Consider the following 19837-nt stretch of genomic DNA (forward strand, 5'->3'; position numbering starts at 1 on the left):
ATCCATGGCCTTCAACGGTCTGGAGAGGGTGCTCTGACCGCTATCGCCTGCGCCACCTAAAACTATACCTGCAAAACAATCAGCCCAATGAAGAGAGATCTAGATACTGAGCAGCTTCTGCCGCCGAGGGTGTGGAGAGGTGTGGGATTGTGCCCAGCCGAGGGACGCCTATGGCTTTAGTGAGCCACTCAAGGTTGGCGTCAAACTCAGACATCTGCGGTTCTGCTCGGTTGGCTACCCAACCGGCTAACTGCAGCCCATCTCGACGAATCGCTTCGGCGGTCAGAAGTGCATGATTCAGACAGCCCAGCTTCATCCCAACCACCAAAATAACGGGAAAGCCGAGCTCTTGTGCGAGCCGCGATAGTGGCTCTCGATCATTTAGAGGTACGCGCCAGCCTCCGGCCCCCTCAACCAGCGCGCGGTCATATTTGCGCATCAGGGTGCCGCGACAGTAGGCCGCCAGACGGTCTGAGTTGAGGTTTACGCCCGCTTGAGCAGCTGCGATGTGAGGTGCAATAGCTGGCTCCAATGCAACGGGGTTTACCTGCGAGTAACTCAGCTCGATGCTCGCTTGCGCCATCAGCGCCAACGCATCGTCATTCTTCAACTCGCCATCTATCAGCTCGCATCCAGCCGCTACGGGCTTTATACCCAGTGTTTCTAGCCCCTGCTTGCTCCATGCGTGCAGCAACGCCGCGCTCACCAGTGTTTTGCCTGAATCGGTGTCGGTGCCGGTAACGAAATAGCTCTGTTTCATCGACGGATAAACTCCAAATAGTGCACTTCATAACTAGCAGGAATCCCCTGCTCGGTTCGAAACTGTTGATAGTGCTGCATCATTGCCTTGAGCTCTGCCTGACCGCCCAAACCCTGCCGGCGCTCAGGGTTCACATTATGCGCGCCGAGGGTACGCAGTTCTCTTAGCAGATGCCCGACCTCAGCATAGTATTCCACTTCGGTGCTCTGCTCGTGCCGAACAAGCTCTAGCGGTAATTGATAGCCAAGCCATTCAGACGGCGGTATGAAACGGTTCACGTGCTGCTGCTCATTCACCGAAGCCCAGGACTCACGCAGCTCGAACAGTGTCGAAGGGCCAAGAGTAGATATCAGGATCCGACCGCCAGGTCGCATAACACGACAAAGTTCCGTGATTAGCGCTTCGGGTTGCTCGCTCCACTGCAGCGCCAAGGATGACCAAAGAAGATCCAGGGTGTTATCAGCGAGCGGCAGAGATTCAGCATCCCCTGCGACATGGGAGCCCTTGCATCCCTGAGATTGGGCAAAACTCAGCATCCCCTCTGCCAGATCAACATTAACCAATTGCTCCGCACGTTCGCTGAGCCAGCTGTTGGCATAGCCTGTACCTGATCCAAGATCCAAAGCTCGCTCCACCCGCGAGTCCGCGAGCCAGGACGCCAGTTGATCGGCAATACGCCGCTGCAGACCCGCTACCCGATCATATCGGGGCGCAGCACGGCTAAACGAAGCGGCAACCAGCCGTTTATTGCGCATCTTGACCACTCTCGAGCCTACCAAGCCAACCCAGAACAGACGCTGTTAGCTGCGTTGGCTGATCTTGAAACAGTAGATGACTGGCGGATTCAATCAGACTCAGGTCAATCTCAGGCAACAGGGAAAGTATTCGATTGGCCAACTCTATCGGAACCAGTGAGTCCGAATCAGCCAGTATCATCAATGCCGGAACCTCGAGCTGGTTTAACTGCTCGCGGCGATCAATAGCCAGCAGTTCCAATAGCTGCGCAAGCACGACCTGCGGCTCTAACAGATTAGCTTTCAGCGCTCGCAACTGCCCTCGTGGCTCGGCGGCACCAGCCACTTGCAAGGAGGCGAAGCGCTGCAGGGTTTTCGCAGGTATCTCGCGGTAAGCCTGCAGAAAGCTAGCAAAGGTCGCGGCATCCATCCCGGGCCAGTCAGACTGCCCCACAAAGCATGGATTAGTCGCCAGAGTAATGACACCTCGGATAGATTGGGGCGCATAACTCGCGAGATCGAGTGCGATCGCCCCCCCGAGCGACCAGCCGAGCCAGTAGCTATTGGAGGGCGCCGATTGCAGCAATCGCCTAGACCGCTCTTCAACGCTAAGTAGTTGTCCGGCGTCTAAATCGGGTATATCCACCCGATGGATATCCATAGATTCTTCCAGCGTTTCAAGCCAAGGGCGCAAAATTTCTGGCGAGACACCCCAGCCACCCAGTACCGCTAACGAAGGACGTGCATCAGCCAAGAGCCAGCTCCTTCTGGGCAACCTCTAATGCGTTGAGCAACCGCGCCACCTGTTCGCGTGTGTGGCTGGCACTGAGCGTCACGCGCAGACGGGCACTGCCCGCAGGTACTGTTGGCGGTCGGATTGCCCCAACAAAAATACCCTGCTGCTCCAAGCTGCGACTCATCGCCATCGCCCTGTCGGACTCACCGATTACAATAGGTTGTATGGCTGTTTCGGACTCCATCAGCTCTAGACCGAGCTCAGACGCCCCCGCTCGGAACATTTTAATCAGCTCAGCCAGATGTTCGCGCCGCCACCCCTCAGATCGCACAATCGCTAAGCTCTCCAGCGTTGCATGCGCGACTGCTGGCGGCATCGCCGTGGTGTATATGTAAGGTCGGGCAAACTGAATCAGATACTCGATCAGCGCTTCACTACCAGCGACAAACGCACCGGCGGTACCGAAGGCTTTGCCCAGTGTGCCGATCAGAATTGGGAGCTGCTCTTGGTCCATGCCAAAGTGCTCTGCAATGCCTGCACCCGTTGCCCCCAAGGCACCAAAACCGTGCGCATCATCAACTAGTAAGTGTGCAGCTCGCGCTTCACAGATCTTGCTAATTTCAGGTAGCGGGGCTAGGTCTCCATCCATACTGAAGACGCCATCGGTCACGACGAGCGTATCGCTCTTTTGCGCACCCTCTAGCAGGGTATCCAGCGAACCAGCATCAGCATGGCGATAACGTTTAAAGCGAGCACCACTGAGCAGCCCGCCATCAAGAAGTGATGCGTGATTTAACTTATCCTGAAGCACCAATTCGCCACGCCCAGTAAGCGCAGCAATGCTGCCAAGGTTAGCCATATATCCGGTGGAGAAGAGCAGTACGCGATCGCGTCCCGTGTGTTCAGCCAGAGCTTCCTCCAACTGCTGATGTGCCCGGCTATGACCCAAAACGAGGTGCGAAGCACCGCTACCAGCTCCGTAAAGCTCAGTTCCCTGACGCAAGGCAGCAGCAATGCGCTGATCAGCGGCAAGCCCCAGATAGTCATTGGAACAGAACGCGAGATACTCACGCCCATCTACGCGCACTAGGGGCGTTTGCGCACTCTCGAGTGTGCGGCGCCGACGGTAGAGGTGCGCCTGTTCGCGCGCCTCAAGCTGCGGCTTGAGACGCTGATCTAACCGACTCATTAGTGACTCGCGTCGTAAAACTTCGGCTCGTCTGCCTGTTTGATAAGTTGCTGCTCGATCGCCTGCTGTTGTGTCGCGTCATCCTCTTCAATGCGCTGCTCAGGGCGCAGCCCCAAACGTTTGAAGAGCTGCAGGTCGCGGTGAGTCTCAGGATTTGGTGTGGTCAAAAGACACTCGCCGTAAAAGATCGAGTTGGCTCCAGCGAAGAATGCCATCGACTGCAGCTCGTCGCTCATCGACTCACGACCTGCCGAGAGGCGCACATGTGAGGTCGGCATCAGAATACGTGCGACAGCAATATTGCGAATATATTCAAACGGATCCAGATCTTCGACGTTCTCTAGCGGTGTACCCGCCACTTTAACCAGCATATTGATCGGCACGGACTCTGGCGGCTGCGGTAGGTTAGCTAGCTGCTGCAGTAGACCGATGCGATCACTCGCCGTTTCGCCCATCCCAAGGATCCCGCCGCTACAGATCTTCATGCCGCTATCACGCACATGCTGCAGCGTATCCAGGCGGTCCTGGTAAGTGCGCGTTGTGATGATCTTGTCGTAGAACTCAGGCGAGGTATCGAGATTGTGGTTATAGTAGTCCAGACCCGCATCGGCCAACTGATCGGCCTGCTCGGGCTTAAGCATACCCAGCGTCATGCACGTCTCCAGACCCATCTCGCGCACACCGCGCACCATCTGCAAAATGTATGGCATATCGCGATCAGTTGGGTGCTTCCAAGCAGCACCCATACAGAAGCGCGTGGCGCCAGTCTCTTTCGCCTGCTTAGCTTTGTTCAGTACAGCTTCTACTTCCATCAGTCGCTGCTTCTCAAGACCAGTATCGTAGTGAGCGCTCTGCGGACAGTATTTGCAGTCCTCTGGGCATGAACCAGTCTTGATCGAGAGCAGTGTACTTACCTGCACTTCGTTCGGATCGAAGTTCTCGCGATGCACAGTCTGCGCACGGAACAGCAGATCATTGAACGGCAGGTCAAAGAGCGCCTGAATCTCTTCAGTGCTCCACGCTTTCTTGGTGTTGGCCGTTGCAGATGCGGTTGCAGACATAAACGAAATTTCTCCTAAACTTATATGAAGCACCACTTCGGTGTGACTGCTCTCAAGGATACGAGCAGTTTAAAGTGACACGGAGAACTGTCAACTAATGAACCGTCAATTATTGAACAAATGCTTAAATATTAATCACACCTGTCCACTCTGTGATATCGCTCCAGCAAACCGTTATGGCGTCTGTAACGACTGCGAACTAGACCTCCCCTATCTCCAACAAGGCTGTGCGCGATGCGCCCTGCCCGGAAGGGGCGGCACGGATGGCCTCTGTAGCGAATGTCGGGACTCACCTCCCTGCTTCGATAAGGTCTTAGCAGGGTTTAACTACCGTTTTCCCCTCCCCCAACTTATCCATCGAGTAAAAACCAGCCGTGACCCAGAACCGCTCTATTGGCTGAGCTACCTGCTAGCGAAATTCATAGATCAGCGTCTGGACCCGGTTTCAACACTGATCCCAGTACCGATGCACTCGTGGGACCAGACCCTGAGAGGTTTCAATCAGAGCGAACTGATCAGTCGCAGGCTAGCTAAACTTCTGCATCTGAGGCACCAGCCTCGTCTACTAAGTAAACTGCATCGCACACCGCATCAGGCCAGACTCAATCGCACCGAGCGCAAAGCCAATCTACAGAACTGTTACGAACTAGGTGATGATATTCCTAACCGGGTCACGCTAGTTGATGATGTGATGACGACGGGTACGACTGTTGAACGGCTGAGCTCGCTGTTGATAAAAGCAGGCTGCCAAAAGGTTGATGTAGTCGTTCTCTGTCGCACGCCTGAGTGATATGAGACACAGCTAGCGCTATAGTTAGCCCTCATCTAGCAGACCGAGATGGATGCAATGCAGGTCCAGACAATCGCCCGTATCTCAAGCCCATTTACAGAGAAGTTTGGTATCCCGCGCCAACCCGGACTGGCACCATCGATCACTGCAGAGGTGATTCTCGAGCCCGAATTCTCTAGCCGCGAGGCTGTCTCAGGGCTAGAACGGTGCAGCCACATCTGGCTAGTGTTCATCTTTTCCAAAGCTATTGATCAGGGCTGGAAACCGCGTGTTAGGCCGCCTCGTTTGGGTGGCAATCAGAAGCTCGGTGTCTTCGCGACTCGCTCTCCCTTTCGCCCTAACCATATCGGCATGTCGGTGGTTGAGCTTCTGAATATCGAAATGCAGGGACAGACAGCTGTTCTGACGGTCCGGGGCGCCGACCTATTGGATGGTACGCCAATCATCGATATCAAACCCTACCTACCCTATGCCGACAGCCTTCCGGAAGCGACCTATGATTTAGCGAGTAGTGCGACCAAACTGGAGCTACCGCTAGAGGTCTCCAGTGAGGCACAGCAACAGCTCTCTCAAATAACCGCAGACTACCCCTCAGACTTGCAACAGCAGATCAGTGAACTTCTGGCCTGCGATCCGCGACCCGCTTATCAGCAGGACCCAGATCGCACCTACGGTGTTCGACTCTACGATCTCAATATTCGATTCCGAATCAGCGATACAGCAATACACTTAGTCAGCCTGGAGAAAACCCCAGTTTAGATGCTCCAAAGCCCCGCACACCGCGTAACTCAGGCTCTAAAAGGAGTACCCTGATGCCCGGCCCCACCCTTCTCTGGTTCACACATAACCTGCGTCTTGATGACAACCCTGCTGTCGAAGCAGCACTCGAGGCTGATCAACTCATCTGCCTATTCGTGGTGGAGCCGAGTTGGTTTAGAGCAAATCGATACTCTTTGCACTCTTTGGGAAGTCACCGGCGGGCTTTCTTGCAGCAGACACTGGACGATTTGAACGAACGGCTGAAACAGCGTGGGCAACGCCTGCTGCTGTGGCACGATACGCCACTGGAATCGCTAACACGCCTTGTGCAGCTAGCGAAGGTGAGCCGCGTCATTACCGCCGAACATCCCGGGCACTATGAGCGTCACGCCCTTAAACAGTTGCACAGCCGCTTCCCGCATCTCAAGTGTGATGCCATTAGCAGTCAGACACTCTTCAGCGCAAATCAGTTACCCTTTGAGTTGGAACAACTTCCGGAGAGCTTCAGCTCTTTCAGACGCAAAATCGAAAAGAAAAAGCTCGAGCCAAACACGCCAACAATCGCGCCTGAGCAATTGCCCCCACCCGTGCCTAACCTGAGCGATAAAGTCGTCGACCTACCGGCATCCGAAATGCCCTCACTTTTTCTGGGGGGCGAAACCGGTGCCAAGACCCAGCTGGATTACTACTTCGGCGGCGAACTACCACAAACCTACAAAGAGACACGTAACGGCCTTGACGGTTGGGACTACTCTTCTAAATTCAGCGCCTGGCTAGCGAACGGCAGTCTCTCTCCACGCCGCCTGTGGCACCGTATCAATCAATACGAAACAGAGGTTGTAGCCAACGAGTCTACCTATTGGCTGAAATTTGAGCTTTTGTGGCGCGAGTATTTTCAGTGGTACGGCATGCGTTTCGGAGCAAAACTATTCAAACTGCAGGGGCCGTTTAACCGCTCCCCGCTGACCTCTTTCTATCCGGAGCGTTTCAAAGCTTGGTGTGAGGGCACAACCCCCTATCCGATCGTGAACGCAGCAATGCGACAACTGAACGCGACCGGCTACACGTCGAACCGTGCTCGCCAGTTAGTCGCCAGTGCCTTTGTGCATGAACTTGGCCTAGATTGGCGATACGGTGCCGCCTATTTTGAGCAGCAACTGATCGACTATGACGTCGCGAGCAACTGGGGCAACTGGCAATACCTAGCCGGCGTAGGTGCTGACCCGCGCGGGCATCGCAAATTCGACCTCGATAAGCAGACCAAAATTTACGACCCGGACCAAAATTTTGTTAACGCTTGGCAGGGCAAAGAGCACGCACACCCGTTGCCGAATCGCGACTACTACGACTGGCCGGTTGCCTAATGCACAAGAAAGCGCACCTCCCCGAGAAGATCTGCCTGCACTGCCAGCGCCCGTTCACCTGGCGTAAAAAGTGGGAGCGCGATTGGGAGCAGGTGAAATACTGCTCCGAACGCTGTCGGCGCGCGCCAAAATCCAAGGATCAACAATGAAACGTCTGCGCCTAATACTGGGCGATCAGCTCAACGCGCGACATAGCTGGTTTCGCGAAACAGATAACGACACCTACTATCTGATTGCAGAGCTGAAGCAGGAGACTGGGTACGTACGCCACCATGTACAGAAGATCTGCGCTTTCTTCGCAGCAATGCAGCACTTCGCGCAGGCCCTAACCGAAGCTGGCCATCAGGTGATTCATCTAACACTCGATGAGACGAGTCAGCACACTGACCTTCCTGCCCTGCTGCGCGCTCTTATCTCCGAACATAGCATTGAACAGTTCGAGTATCAGCGGCCAGATGAGTGGCGTCTGCTGCAACAGCTGCGTGATTTTGACCCGGGTATTGCCATGCGCGAAGTCGATACCGAGCACTTTTTGCTACCTTTCGACGATATCTTTAAGCAATTTAAGCCGGGTAAATCCAGCCGCATGGAGGCTTTCTATCGCCGGATGCGCAAGCGCTACGGCTACCTGATGCAGGGTGACGATCCCGTAGGCGAGCGCTGGAACTTCGATAGCGACAACCGCCAAAAACTGAAACCAGCCGATATTGAGCAGGTACCTGAGCCGCTCGTTTTCAGCACCAATGTTAGCGGGATTCTAGAGCGTCTTGAGCGTCATCAAGTTGATCATTTCGGTGACGCACAGACTCAGCTGATCTGGCCAACCCGTCGCTCAGAAGCGCTCGAACTGCTGGAATTTTTCTGCGCCAATCAACTCGCCCTTTTCGGGCGTTTTCAAGATGCGATGACCGCTCAAACTCAGCACAAATGGAGCCTGTATCACTCTCGACTCTCCTTCGCGATCAACGCCAAAATGATCTCGCCACAGCAGGTGATCGAACGCGCAATCGCCGAGTGGCAGCAACGTCCGGATGAGATCGATCTCGCACAGATTGAGGGTTTTGTGCGCCAAATTTTGGGATGGCGAGAGTTTATCCGCGCCATCTACTGGGTCAATCAACCCGAATATGGGACGCTGAATGCGCTAGATGCATATAACCACTTGCCGAGCTACTTCTGGAGTGGCGAGACAAAGATGAAGTGCATGCAGCAGGCCATAAGTCAGTCACTTGAATACAGCTATGCCCATCATATTCAGCGCCTAATGGTAACCGGCAACTTCTCCCTCATCGCACAGCTTGACCCCAATCAGGTGGATGCCTGGTACCTTGGCATCTATATTGATGCGCTTGAGTGGGTTGAGCAGCCCAATACACGGGGCATGGTGCTTTTTGCCGATAACGGCATCGTCGCCAGCAAGCCTTATGCAGCCAGCGGCGCGTACATCAATCGCATGAGCGACTACTGCAAAGGGTGCTATTACAAGGTAACCGAGCAGACCGGCGAGCGTGGCTGCCCATTTAACAGTCTCTATTGGGGATTCATGCTGAAGCACCGCGACCGCCTAGCGGCAAATCCGCGCTTGGGGATGCTGTACAAAAATTGGGATAAGCGCGACGAGCAGAGCCAGCAGGCCGTGCTAGATCGCGCCCGCTGGTGTATCGATAACTTGGAGGCGCTCTAAGCGTCCTTCTCGGTGCGGTTGGCGAGACTGACCGACAACGCCTGCGCTATACAGAGAGAGGCCGACAGAGAGCGTATCCCGTGAACATCCGCCTCTTTAACGATCAGCATACTACTGGCTAGAGGCGCCAGCGGACTGAGTTGGCTATCCGTGATCAGAACGACGGGAACTCCTTTGCCAGCCGCATCGCGAACAATCTCCTGAGTTTCAGCAGCGTACGGGTGAAAGCTTACAGCAATAAGCGCATCGCCCTTGCGTACACTGCAACCCTGCTCCTTCGTCAAACCACCCACACTGTCGACAAGAAATGCGCGACGCTCCGCATGACGAAGGGCATAGGCAAAGTAACTTGCAACAACGAACGCACGCCGTACACCTATGATGTAAACGGTATCCGCTTCAAGTAAATACTGCTCAGCAGCGCGCAGCGCATCCATATCGACCTCGGAAACAAGCTGATCGAGCGTTGCTGAGTTGGCCGAAGCGAATTGCCCCAGCAGATTGACCGGATCTGCACTGTTCTCACCCAGCGACTCACGCGCTATGCGCATACGATCTGAGTAGCTAGGTGACTCCTGCAACAGCTGCTGCTGAAACAGACGTTGCATCTCGGAGAAACCAGAGAAGCCAAAAGCGTTGGCAAAACGCACTAAGGTAGAGGGGTGCACTTCGGCATCTTTAGCGATAGTGGCAACGGTGCCGAAGGCGATCTGATTGGGATGGTCTACCAGATACTGCGCAACCTGGCGCAGACGCTTACTCAAACTCTGATGTTGCTCAGCAATAACGAGCTTTAGCTCATTGAGCGTTTTTGGCAGTCCAGACGGCATCGCGATTTTCCCTAATTTTTTCTTTCATACTAGCTTTAAGCTTTAGCTTTTGGAATATTTTTTCCAGATAACGAAGAAAAATTCTAAAACACTGGTAGCATTCTGCCTAAATCTGCGAGAATCAACGGAAATCGAATCTTTAAGGAACCACTATGATTCGCGATCAGGACCTCGAGTTCTTCCGTCCCGTTAGCCGACGATACGGCATCACAATTTTCTTAGCTGCATGGACTCTCTACGAGTGGTTTGTTATCGGCAGCCCATTTTGGGGGATTCTGACTGGCGCCCTGACGACTTATTGCTACTTCAGGCTGATCCGAAATTTCCCGCGCGACGAAAGCTAGCTAGATAAACGCCGCGACCAATGGAACCCGATATGCACTCAGTAGTTTTAGTTGATGACGATCGTGAAATCCGCGAACTATTAACAGGTTATCTGGAAAAAAGCGGGTTCAGCGTATCAGCATTCCCATCGGCGGAGGCCTTAATGGCGACAGGCTTAGGGGCGAGCGATCTGGTGATACTCGATGTCGGGCTCCCGGGTATGGACGGACTGCAGCTGTGTCGAGAGCTGCGCAAAACCTCTGACCTTCCTATTATTATGCTCACCGCAGCCAGTGATGACATAGATCGGATACTCGGTCTGGAATTAGGGGCGGACGACTATATGGGTAAGCCGTTTAATCCGCGCGAGCTCCTAGCACGACTCAAAGCTCTGCTGCGTCGAAGTGCAGTTAGCGCGATAGATTCAACAGAGGGAGCTATCAAGCTAAATGCTAAACAACGCGTGGCTTACTACAATCGGGCCCCACTTGACCTGACCGGAGCCGAGTTTGACCTGCTGCAGGCACTCGTTAAACGACCCGGCGAAATTGTCAGCCGCGACCAACTCTCACTGGACCTAAAGGGCAGAACTGCCAGTGCTTTCGACCGCTCAATCGATACCCTTGTCAGTAGACTGCGCTCTAAGCTTACTCAACACTCAGAGCATGACCCAATAAAATCTGTGCGTGGCAAAGGGTATCTCTTGGTAATCGTATGATTGGTTTTTGGTCGAGACAGCGTGACAGGTTACTTCCTCAATCGATCATTGCCCGAATGACTCTTATTCTGCTTCTGGGAATTCTGCTAGCACAGCTAATGAGCGCGCTCATTTGGAACCGTCAGTTGCAAGCGACCGAACGTGCACGACTCACAGAAGTCTCCGAGTCAATGGGCGCGCGAATAGGACAAACCCTAGAGTTTTTTAGCCGTCTTCCAAAAAGCTATCGTCACATCGTGCTCGATCAACTCAGAGACATGGGGGGCACAAGATTCTTTGTATCGGTAAATCAAAATTACCTTGAGCTAGAAAAACTACCAGAAAACGACTTACAAGGCTTGGTGCGCGGTAGATTGATAGAGAGTCTCGCTGCCCAATTTGACGTGTCAAACCGCACAGTAGACGTGCAGTTTGTCTCCTTTGACGACCTGCGCATATTGAACAACCGCAATCGGATGGTTGAACTGCCACCTAAGTGGCAAAGTTTCGCTCTTCTCAATCCCGGAGACAACAGCCCTGCCGTAGTTGTACAACTGCCATTGGGAGAGCAGGAGTGGGTTTACTTAGCAACAGTGTTTCCTGAGGGCCGTATTCTTGTTGATACCGTCTTCAATGCTGAGCGAATACTCTCGATGGCTGTTGTGACTCTAACCGCGGCGCTTCTTACAATGTTGTTGGTCCTAGGGATCGTGCGACCTCTGCGGCGCCTGGCAAAGCAGGCAGACGCTCTTGGGCGGGGCCAAACAATGGAGACCATTCCTGTGGAGGGTACACGGGAAATGCAGACCACTATCCGTGCGTTCAACCAGATGGCGCAGCGTATCGAAAAATACATCTCGGACCGCGAGCGCCTTTTCGCTTCGATCTCCCATGATTTGAAGACTCCTCTAACTCGAGCACGTTTACGCGCGGAGCTGATAGATGATGAAACGCTCCGTAATGCGCTGACCAATGATTTGAACAATCTCGAAGCACTGGTCAAAGCTTCCCTACAGATGATCAAAGACGGAGCAATCCATGAAAATAGTGAACCGGTCAATTTAAGAGAACTGGCCGAGCGCTGCCTCAATAGCGCAAAAGTTGAGGACCTACCCTGCCGGAGCAATATTACAGCGGACCTCTGGATCAACGGACGGCCTCTATCCCTTGAAAGGTTGCTGACCAATCTGATTGATAACGCCCTGCACTACGGACGCGCAGCAGAGATAAATGGATGGTTAGAGGAGGACTCGATCGTAATTGCAGTATGCGACCGGGGCCCGGGGATCAGCAACGAACTCAAGGAGAAAGTGTTCGAGCCATTTTTCCGAATCGATAAGGCACCTACCTCCGTTCACGTAGGCTTAGGAATGGGCATCGTCCGTTCCATAGCACAACTGCATGGCGCATCGATAGAGCTCAAGGATCGCGAACCTAAGGGTTTAATTGTTGAAGTTCGATTCCCTTTGTAACACTTTGTAACGTTCGACAAATCTTCGTCATATACGGATTGATATATTTACTCTGTTCCAAAAAACCAATCCAAAACAAGAAGAGGAAATCTCAATGTTCAAACGTACACTCGCAGTTTGCGTGGCTGCAGCATCCATCTCAGCGACTAATGCTCAAGCAGCAGATGTAGAGGTTCTACACTGGTGGACGAGTGGTGGCGAAGCGAAATCAGTTGCATACCTGAAAGAGAAACTCGCTGAAGCAAACGTGGGCTGGGAAGACTTTGCAGTTGCAGGTGGTGGTGGCGAAAGCGCCATGACCGTGCTGAAATCACGTGCAGCATCAGGTAATCCACCTACTGCAGCGCAGATTAAAGGCCCTTCAATTCAGGAGTGGGGCGACCTCGGTTTCCTAGCTGATATCGACACTGTAGCAAAGTCCAACAACTGGGACGCTCTACTTCCTAGCGTTGTATCTGATGTTATGAAGTTTGATGGTAAATATGTCGCTGCTCCCGTGAACGTACACCGCGTTAACTGGCTCTGGGCGAACCCTTCTGTCTTCCAGAAAGCGGGTGCTACTATCCCTACAACTTGGGATGACTTCATCGTTCAGGCTAAAAAGGTTCAGGATGCAGGCTTTATCGCGCTAGCTCACGGTGGACAGGCGTGGCAGGATGCGACTGTATTTGAGGCTGTGGTATTGGGTGTAGGCGGCGCTGACTACTACCAGAAAGCCTTCGTAGAGCTCGATGCTGAGGCACTGAACAGTGCTACAACAGAAGAGGTATTCCGTGTCTTCGGTGAACTTCGCCAGTTTGTCGATAGCAACGCAGCCGGCCGTGACTGGAACATTGCAACGTCGATGGTTATCAATGGTGAAGCAGCAATGCAGATCATGGGTGACTGGGCGAAGGGTGAATTTACCGTCGCCGGCAAAACACCGGGCGTTGACTACGCTTGTGTTGCAGCTCCAGGAACCTCTGGCGCGTTCACCTTCAACGTCGACTCTTTCGCCTTCTTCAATCAGGGTGATGCGGGTGCTCAAGCCGCTCAGCAGGAGATGGCCAAGCAGATCCTCGGTGAAGACTTCCAGAAAGTATTCAACCTGAACAAAGGCTCTATCCCAGCTCGCCTCGGCATGGCTCGCGACGAGTTTGATAGCTGTGCACACGCATCTATGGACGCCTTCGTGGCAAGCGCTCAGACTGGCGGTCTGGTACCAAGCTTTGCTCACGGCATGGCGGTATCTGAAGCAGTTTCTGGCGCAATCTACGATACCGCCACTAACTTCTTCAACTCTGATCAGTCTGCAGCAGACGCTAAAGCTCAGCTGATCGCATCAATTCAGGCTGCGATGTAAGTCTGTGTGGGCCCCGTACAGGGGCCCTGTTCTATTTTTCAGGAGTCAAGATATGTCTGTGTCGAAGGCATCGAAGCCGCTGACGCTAGAGACCCTATTGCCTAAAATTGTACTCGCCCCTACAACTGTAGCGATGCTGGTATGTATGTACGGCTTTATGCTCTGGACCGGTGCGCTATCATTTACCAAGAGCCGTATGCTACCGCAGTGGGAGTTTGTAGGCTGGGATCAATACGGCCGTCTGTTCGCCAATCCTCGCTGGGATGTTGCACTCAATAACCTGCTTGTCTTCGGCGTTCTCTTTATCGCTATATCTCTGCTGATCGGTCTCGTTTTGGCAATATTCCTCGATCAGAAAATTCGCGGCGAAGGCGCTATACGAACCATTTATCTCTATCCCATGGCAGTCTCCTTCGTGGTGACAGGTACAGCGTGGAAGTGGATCCTAAACCCAGGCTTGGGCCTCGAAAAACTGATGGTTGATCTTGGCTTTGAGAGCTTTGAGTTTCGCTGGTTAGTTGAGCAAGACATGGCAATCTACACCATCGTTATCGCGGCTGTATGGCAGTCCAGCGGCTTCGTGATGGCAATGTTCCTTGCAGGTCTTCGCGGTGTAGACGACAGCCTTGTAAAAGCCGCCCAAATCGATGGTGCGAGCCCATTCAAAGCCTACTGGCATGTTATTTTGCCGATACTGCGCCCCGTGTTCTTTAGCGCTATTGTGATTCTGTCTCACATCGCAATTAAGAGTTTCGATCTCGTTCAAGCACTGACGGGCGGCGGCCCTGGCTACTCGTCAGATCTGCCGGCTAATTTCATGTATACCTTCGCTTTCAACCGGGCTCAGATGGGACTCGGTGGCGCTAGTGCGATGGTAATGCTGATGGGTGTGCTCGCAATTCTAGTTCCTTATCTCTACTCCGAACTAAGAGGACAGCGCAATGGCCAGTAAGACTCAACTGACTCCGGGCCGTGTACTGATATACGGCTTTCTTCTGATCATGGCGTTGCTCTACTTAACGCCGCTTTATGTGATGATCACAACCTCGTTCAAGGACATCGAAGAGATCCGTAACGGTAATCTGCTAGCGCTACCGCAAGATCCGACTCTCTACGCCTGGATTAAAGCTTGGAGCAGCGCATGCACAGGCTCTGAGTGTGAGGGATTGGCTCCATTTTTCATGAACTCAGTCAAGATCGTCGTTCCGGCAGTACTTCTGTCAACAGTCATTGGGGCACTCAACGGCTATGTGCTTGCCAAATGGCGTTTTCGCGGCAGCGAACTCCTTTTTGGTATGTTACTTTTCGGTTGCTTCATACCCTTTCAGGTCGTTCTGCTACCCATGGCACGTCTGCTGGCAGAGCTCGGACTGGCAAACACGGTAACGGGTTTAGTACTGGTTCACGTGGTCTATGGACTCGCATTTACCACGCTGTTCTTCCGTAACTTCTATGTTTCGGTTCCTACTGAGCTCGTCAAAGCAGCGCAGCTGGATGGAGCGAGTTTCTTCGCTATTTTCCGTCACATATTCTTGCCGGTCTCACTGCCCATCTTCGTGGTAACGATCATCTGGCAGTTCACTCAGATCTGGAATGACTTCCTTTTCGGCGTGGTTTACTCCGGTCCGGGCACCCAGCCCATCACTGTGGCACTTAATAACCTCGTCAACACCTCTGTAGGTGGTAAAGAGTACAACGTCGATATGGCCGCCGCCGTAATAGCCGCGCTTCCGACTCTATTGGTTTACATCTTTGCCGGAAAATATTTTGTCCGCGGCTTAACCGCCGGCGCAGTAAAAGGTTAATAACATGGGCGCACTATTAATTGATCAGGTCACCAAGTCCTTTGGTGATACGCAGATTCTAAAAGGGATTAACATCGATATTCAGGATGGTGAGTTCATCATCCTAGTGGGGCCTTCGGGATGCGGTAAATCGACCCTGATGAATATCATCGCTGGCTTAGAGGACGCGACCACGGGTCGCCTCGAACTTGCGGGTAGGGATGTCACAGATGTTTCACCCAAAGATCGAGATATTGCCATGGTGTTCCAGTCCTATGCGCTCTATCCAACGATGAGTGTTGCGCGCAACATCTCCTTTGGACTTGAGATGCGTAAGGTCCCAAAAGAGGAGCGAGACAAGGTGGTTGCTGAAGTTGCTAAGCTTCTTCAGATCGATCACCTGCTGGATCGTAAACCAAGCCAACTCTCCGGCGGGCAACGCCAACGCGTTGCTATGGGGCGTGCGCTAGCTCGCTCACCACGCGTGTTCCTTTTCGACGAGCCACTCTCGAACCTAGACGCAAAGCTGCGTGTTGAGATGCGCACAGAGATTAAGAAGCTTCACAAGCGTTTGGGCACAACTATCGTATATGTTACTCACGACCAGATCGAAGCGATGACGCTTGCTGACCGAATCGCCGTAATGAAAGACGGTATTGTGCAGCAGTTGGGCACACCCGATGAGATCTACAACGACCCATCGAACATGTTTGTTGCCGGTTTCATGGGATCACCACCAATGAACTTCATCGAGGTGGAGTTAGAGAATGGCCAAGCGGTCATTGAGAGCTGCTCAGAGCGTCACCTGTTACGCCTGCCGCAGTCAGAGTCACTTGCCGCACAGGCTCGCACAAAAGTGGTTCTTGGTATCCGCCCAGAGATGATCACAGAGCCCAAACCTGAGGAGGAGACTGAGTTTCTGCACCGTATAGTGATGGACTTTGAAGTGGTTGAACCTATGGGTGCGGATACTATGGCTATTGGTCAGTGGAACGGCGTCGATGTCCACTCAAGGCTGTCACCTAAAGCAGGCTCTCAAGCCGGGGAGCGTACAGACATTCAGGTCAATACGGCCCTCGCTGTTATATTCGACAAAGAGACGGGTGAGAGAATTCGTTAATCACAACGCACAAAAACGGGAGCTCTCTGCTCCCGTTTTTATTCCGATTCGACTTTACTGCGACGCTGCTCGCTTCTTGTCCGCTTCAATAATCCACTCGTGATCTGGATCGTTGTGGAAGATCCACTCGCGTGAAGGACCCGCCATCACATTAAGGTAGTAAGAGGTGTAACCGTGCGGTGCACCGACTGGGTGATAACCCTCAGGAACCATAACCACGCCGTTCATCTCAATCGCCATGGTCTCATCGAGTGAGCGGTCATCGGTGTAAACGCGCTGGAATACGAAGCCCTGCTCTGGATCCATCTTGTGGTAGTAGGTCTCTTCCAACAGTGTTTCAGCCGGCGCGATATCGCGGTCATGCTTGTGCGGCGGGTAGCTAGACCAGTTGCCGTCTGGCGTGATTACTTCACACACCAACAGCTTCTCAGCAGCCATATTGCCGAACAGGACGTTGCAGACGTGACGTGTGTTTGTGCCCACACCGCGCGTTTCGAAACTCGCTTTCTCTGGAGTAATCAGTCGTGCAGGGTATTCGCCTTTTGCCGGCGCTTTACACAGCGCGATCTCACAATCAGTAGTGGCGGTCACTTCATAGTGATCAGCAGGTGGAACATAAACAGCGTAAGGCGCCTTCTGCTCGAAAACGCTCATGCGATAACCGAGGTCCGTCCAGCTGTCGTTCGCGGTGCTTACGTTAGCCTTACCGGTCACCAGAACAACACAGACCTCTTTATCTTCGGTGTTCTGCTTCAGGCTCTGACCCGCCTTCAATTGGTACACATCAAAACCAACGTAGGTCCAACCAGCAGACTCTGGAGTGATGTGCTGAATACGACCTTCAGCATCCGGCGCTTGAGCGCGCGATAGCAGCTTAGACATCTTATACCTCGAATGTTTCGGCACCCCAAAAAGCAGGTGCGTTCAATATTTAAACGATGAAAGGGATACTAAAGCGGATCGCATCAGAACTAAAGACAATTTTGGAATTAACATTCCATTTACAGCTATATAAAGCCTATTTACAGCCTTTTTAACTGTTAAAGAAACGCAAAAATAAAAATTAAGCTACTGTTTTTATTATATTATTTATATTTTTGAAATATATTTTCCAAATCATTGACTAACACACCTCAACTTTCTATCCTGTCTTCTACAATTTTTAATTTGCAGAGCGTGCGCCTATGCGATCGCGCCTATCTGCTTCGATCACATCAAGTGGGAGTCCCTCAGATGAGCGACCTGAAAGCGAGTGTTGGCGAGCGCCAGCTTGACATCATAAGCATCGGCCGAGCAGCCGTTGACCTTTACGGCGACCAGATTGGTAGCCGCCTTGAAGATATGGGGAGCTTCTCCAAATACCTCGGCGGATCGTCTGGCAACATCGCTTACGGCACCTCACGTCTGGGTTTGCGCTCCGCAATGCTGACCCGAGTTGGTGACGAGCATATGGGACGCTTCGTGCGCGAAGAGTTCGAATCGGTTGGCGTAGATACCAGCAACCTAATTACCGACCAGGAGCGCTTAACAGGACTTGTTATCCTAGGCATAAAGGATCAAGACACCTTCCCGCTGATCTTCTACCGTCGTGACTGTGCCGATATGGCGCTATGCAAAGAGGATATTAACCCAGAATTCATCGCCTCTAGCCGCAGTATCCTAATGACCGGCACCCACCTGTCGACGCCAAAAACTTACGATGCTTGTATGGCAGCGATCGAAGCGGCTAAAGCTGCGGGCACAAAAGTGGTGTTGGATATCGACTACCGCCCAGTGCTTTGGGGCCTGACCGGTATCGGCGAAGGTGAGAACCGCTTCGTATCAAATGATAAAGTAAGCGCACACTTACAAACTGTACTGCCACACCTGGACCTCGTTGTCGGTACAGAAGAGGAAGTGCACATTGCTGGGGGCACCACTGACACTATTGCAGCACTGAAGAAAATCCGTGAACTGAGCAACGCTACCATCGTTCTGAAACTGGGCGCACTGGGTTGTACTGTATTGGATGGCGCAATTCCAGACTCAATGGATGACTTCGACGTATTCACCGGCGTGCGCGTTGATGTACTCAACGTACTCGGCGCTGGTGATGCATTCATGAGCGGCTTCCTGCGCGGCTGGCTGCTCGGCAAGGATTACCAGACCTGCTGTCAGTACGCTAACGCTTGTGGCGCGCTCGTAGTTTCACGTCACGGCTGCGCACCAGCGATCCCTTCCGCCGAAGAGCTGGACTACTACATCGCTCACGCCGAAGAGATTCCACGTCCAGATCAGGACACAGAGCTTAACTACCTGCACCGCGTAACGACTCGCCGTAAAGCAGAGTGGAACGAGATCTTTGGCCTGGCTTACGACCACCGTATCCAGCTATTCCAGATGGCGCGCGAAACCGGTGCTGATGAGAAGCGCCTCAAGAAGCTCAAACAGCTGCTGGTTGAAGCAACTCAGGCCGGCGCTGATGCCGAAGACCTGGAAGGCAACATTGGTGTACTGATTGATGATACTTACGGTCAGGATGCGCTGAACGACGTTACCGGCCGCGGCTGGTGGATTGGCCGTCCAGTGGAGATGCCAACCTCTAACCCAATCGAGCTTGAAGGTGGCCGTTCAATCGGTAGCCGTCTGAAAGAGTGGCCGCTGGAGCACGTGGTTAAGTGTCTGATCTTTTACCATCCAGATCAGCCAGTTGAACACCGTCTGGCGCAAGAGCGTCAGGCTCAGGAGCTCTACCAGGCGTGTTGTGCGTCTGGCCACGAGCTGCTACTTGAGATCATCCCACCTAAGGAAATGGAGCAGGACGAAGAGACGCTGGTTCGCGCTCTGACACGCTTCTACAACCTAGGTATTCGCCCTGACTGGTGGAAACTGCCTGCACCAAGCAAAGCCGTATGGCAGAAGCTGACAGACCTGATCAATGCGCGCCAGCCACACTGTCGCGGTGTTGTTCTGCTGGGTCTGGATGCACCAATCGAACAGCTCAAAGCGGACTTCGCTAACTCAGCTGGCTTCGATATCTGTAAAGGGTTCACTGTGGGTCGCTCACTCTGGGCAAAAGAGAGCCGTGCATGGCTGGCAAATGAGATTGATGATGCTCAGTTTGTAGCTCAGGTTAGCGGCAACTTCGTTGAACTGATTCAGAACTGGCGCCAACGCGGTCTGGCGGCAACAGCCTAGTTTCCGGACCTGAG

General features: G+C 53.0%; 19 protein-coding genes. 12 read left to right on the top strand and 7 right to left on the bottom strand.

Annotation, left to right across the window (positions count from 1 at the left end; genetic code table 11):
* Positions 1-79: 79 nt before the first annotated feature.
* The 5 genes from bioD to bioB are packed head-to-tail and all read right to left on the bottom strand — an operon-like array spanning position 80 to position 4480.
* A complete protein-coding gene (gene bioD, locus AC1WNR_RS12610) occupies positions 80-760 on the bottom strand; it encodes a dethiobiotin synthase (protein ID WP_481644845.1) in 681 nt (226 codons plus the stop codon).
* Positions 757-1515: a malonyl-ACP O-methyltransferase BioC gene (gene bioC, locus AC1WNR_RS12615; RefSeq protein ID WP_481644846.1), complete on the bottom strand. Its 759-nt coding sequence runs from the start codon at positions 1513-1515 to the stop codon at positions 757-759. Before bioC ends, bioD begins: the two co-directional genes overlap by 4 nt.
* Positions 1505-2248 (bottom strand): alpha/beta fold hydrolase, encoded by a 744-nt coding sequence (locus tag AC1WNR_RS12620; RefSeq protein WP_481644847.1) that lies wholly within the window; start codon positions 2246-2248, stop codon positions 1505-1507. Before AC1WNR_RS12620 ends, bioC begins: the two co-directional genes overlap by 11 nt.
* Positions 2241-3419: an 8-amino-7-oxononanoate synthase gene (bioF, locus tag AC1WNR_RS12625; protein WP_481644848.1), complete on the bottom strand. Its 1179-nt coding sequence runs from the start codon at positions 3417-3419 to the stop codon at positions 2241-2243. The genes AC1WNR_RS12620 and bioF overlap by 8 nt, the downstream gene beginning before the upstream one ends.
* Positions 3419-4480 carry a biotin synthase BioB gene (bioB, locus tag AC1WNR_RS12630; RefSeq protein WP_481644849.1) on the bottom strand — a complete coding sequence of 354 codons (1062 nt, stop codon included), beginning with the start codon at positions 4478-4480 and terminating at the stop codon, positions 3419-3421. The genes bioF and bioB overlap by 1 nt, the downstream gene beginning before the upstream one ends.
* Positions 4481-4577: 97 nt before the next feature.
* Between bioB and AC1WNR_RS12635 the strand changes: the two genes are divergently transcribed.
* The 5 genes from AC1WNR_RS12635 to AC1WNR_RS12655 are packed head-to-tail and all read left to right on the top strand — an operon-like array spanning position 4578 to position 9077.
* Positions 4578-5270: a phosphoribosyltransferase family protein gene (locus tag AC1WNR_RS12635; protein WP_481644850.1), complete on the top strand. Its 693-nt coding sequence runs from the start codon at positions 4578-4580 to the stop codon at positions 5268-5270.
* A gap of 48 nt (positions 5271-5318) precedes the next feature.
* Positions 5319-6029, top strand: a complete 711-nt coding sequence (tsaA, locus tag AC1WNR_RS12640; protein ID WP_481644851.1) for a tRNA (N6-threonylcarbamoyladenosine(37)-N6)-methyltransferase TrmO — start codon at positions 5319-5321, stop codon at positions 6027-6029.
* A gap of 53 nt (positions 6030-6082) precedes the next feature.
* Positions 6083-7393 carry a DASH family cryptochrome gene (locus tag AC1WNR_RS12645; protein WP_481644852.1) on the top strand — a complete coding sequence of 437 codons (1311 nt, stop codon included), beginning with the start codon at positions 6083-6085 and terminating at the stop codon, positions 7391-7393.
* Positions 7393-7542, top strand: a complete 150-nt coding sequence (locus AC1WNR_RS12650; protein WP_481644853.1) for a DUF2256 domain-containing protein — start codon at positions 7393-7395, stop codon at positions 7540-7542. Before AC1WNR_RS12645 ends, AC1WNR_RS12650 begins: the two co-directional genes overlap by 1 nt.
* Positions 7539-9077 (top strand): cryptochrome/photolyase family protein, encoded by a 1539-nt coding sequence (locus AC1WNR_RS12655; RefSeq protein WP_481644854.1) that lies wholly within the window; start codon positions 7539-7541, stop codon positions 9075-9077. The genes AC1WNR_RS12650 and AC1WNR_RS12655 overlap by 4 nt, the downstream gene beginning before the upstream one ends.
* On the opposite strand, the gene AC1WNR_RS12660 is transcribed toward AC1WNR_RS12655, so the two are convergent.
* Entirely contained in the window at positions 9074-9907 is an 834-nt protein-coding gene (locus AC1WNR_RS12660) for a MurR/RpiR family transcriptional regulator (RefSeq protein ID WP_481644855.1), read from the bottom strand. The two genes, AC1WNR_RS12655 and AC1WNR_RS12660, sit on opposite strands and share 4 nt — an antisense overlap.
* 376 nt (positions 9908-10283) lie before the next feature.
* Between AC1WNR_RS12660 and AC1WNR_RS12665 the strand changes: the two genes are divergently transcribed.
* The 6 genes from AC1WNR_RS12665 to AC1WNR_RS12690 all read left to right on the top strand — a co-directional run bounded on the left by AC1WNR_RS12665 (position 10284) and on the right by AC1WNR_RS12690 (position 16646).
* Entirely contained in the window at positions 10284-10949 is a 666-nt protein-coding gene (locus AC1WNR_RS12665) for a response regulator transcription factor (protein ID WP_481644856.1), read from the top strand.
* A gap of 56 nt (positions 10950-11005) precedes the next feature.
* Positions 11006-12400: an ATP-binding protein gene (locus AC1WNR_RS12670; protein WP_481644857.1), complete on the top strand. Its 1395-nt coding sequence runs from the start codon at positions 11006-11008 to the stop codon at positions 12398-12400.
* A 94-nt stretch (positions 12401-12494) separates the two neighbouring features.
* Positions 12495-13742 (top strand): ABC transporter substrate-binding protein, encoded by a 1248-nt coding sequence (locus tag AC1WNR_RS12675; protein ID WP_481644858.1) that lies wholly within the window; start codon positions 12495-12497, stop codon positions 13740-13742.
* 52 nt (positions 13743-13794) lie between these two features.
* Positions 13795-14694, top strand: a complete 900-nt coding sequence (locus AC1WNR_RS12680; RefSeq protein WP_481644859.1) for a carbohydrate ABC transporter permease — start codon at positions 13795-13797, stop codon at positions 14692-14694.
* Positions 14684-15547, top strand: a complete 864-nt coding sequence (locus AC1WNR_RS12685) for a carbohydrate ABC transporter permease (protein ID WP_481644860.1) — start codon at positions 14684-14686, stop codon at positions 15545-15547. The genes AC1WNR_RS12680 and AC1WNR_RS12685 overlap by 11 nt, the downstream gene beginning before the upstream one ends.
* A gap of 4 nt (positions 15548-15551) precedes the next feature.
* The gene (locus tag AC1WNR_RS12690) at positions 15552-16646 is read left to right on the top strand and encodes an ABC transporter ATP-binding protein (protein WP_481644861.1); all 1095 of its coding nucleotides are present in this window, start codon (positions 15552-15554) and stop codon (positions 16644-16646) included.
* Positions 16647-16700: 54 nt separating this feature from the next.
* Here AC1WNR_RS12690 and iolB read toward each other — a convergent pair whose 3' ends face one another.
* Positions 16701-17528: a 5-deoxy-glucuronate isomerase gene (gene iolB / locus AC1WNR_RS12695; protein ID WP_481644862.1), complete on the bottom strand. Its 828-nt coding sequence runs from the start codon at positions 17526-17528 to the stop codon at positions 16701-16703.
* A gap of 351 nt (positions 17529-17879) precedes the next feature.
* On the opposite strand from iolB, the gene AC1WNR_RS12700 reads away from it, so the two are divergent.
* Positions 17880-19823, top strand: coding sequence for a bifunctional 5-dehydro-2-deoxygluconokinase/5-dehydro-2-deoxyphosphogluconate aldolase (locus AC1WNR_RS12700; protein WP_481644863.1), 1944 nt, complete (start codon positions 17880-17882; stop codon positions 19821-19823).
* The last annotated feature ends 14 nt before the right edge of the window (positions 19824-19837 follow it).

The sequence above is a fragment of the Marinobacterium marisflavi genome, from assembly GCF_982447095.1.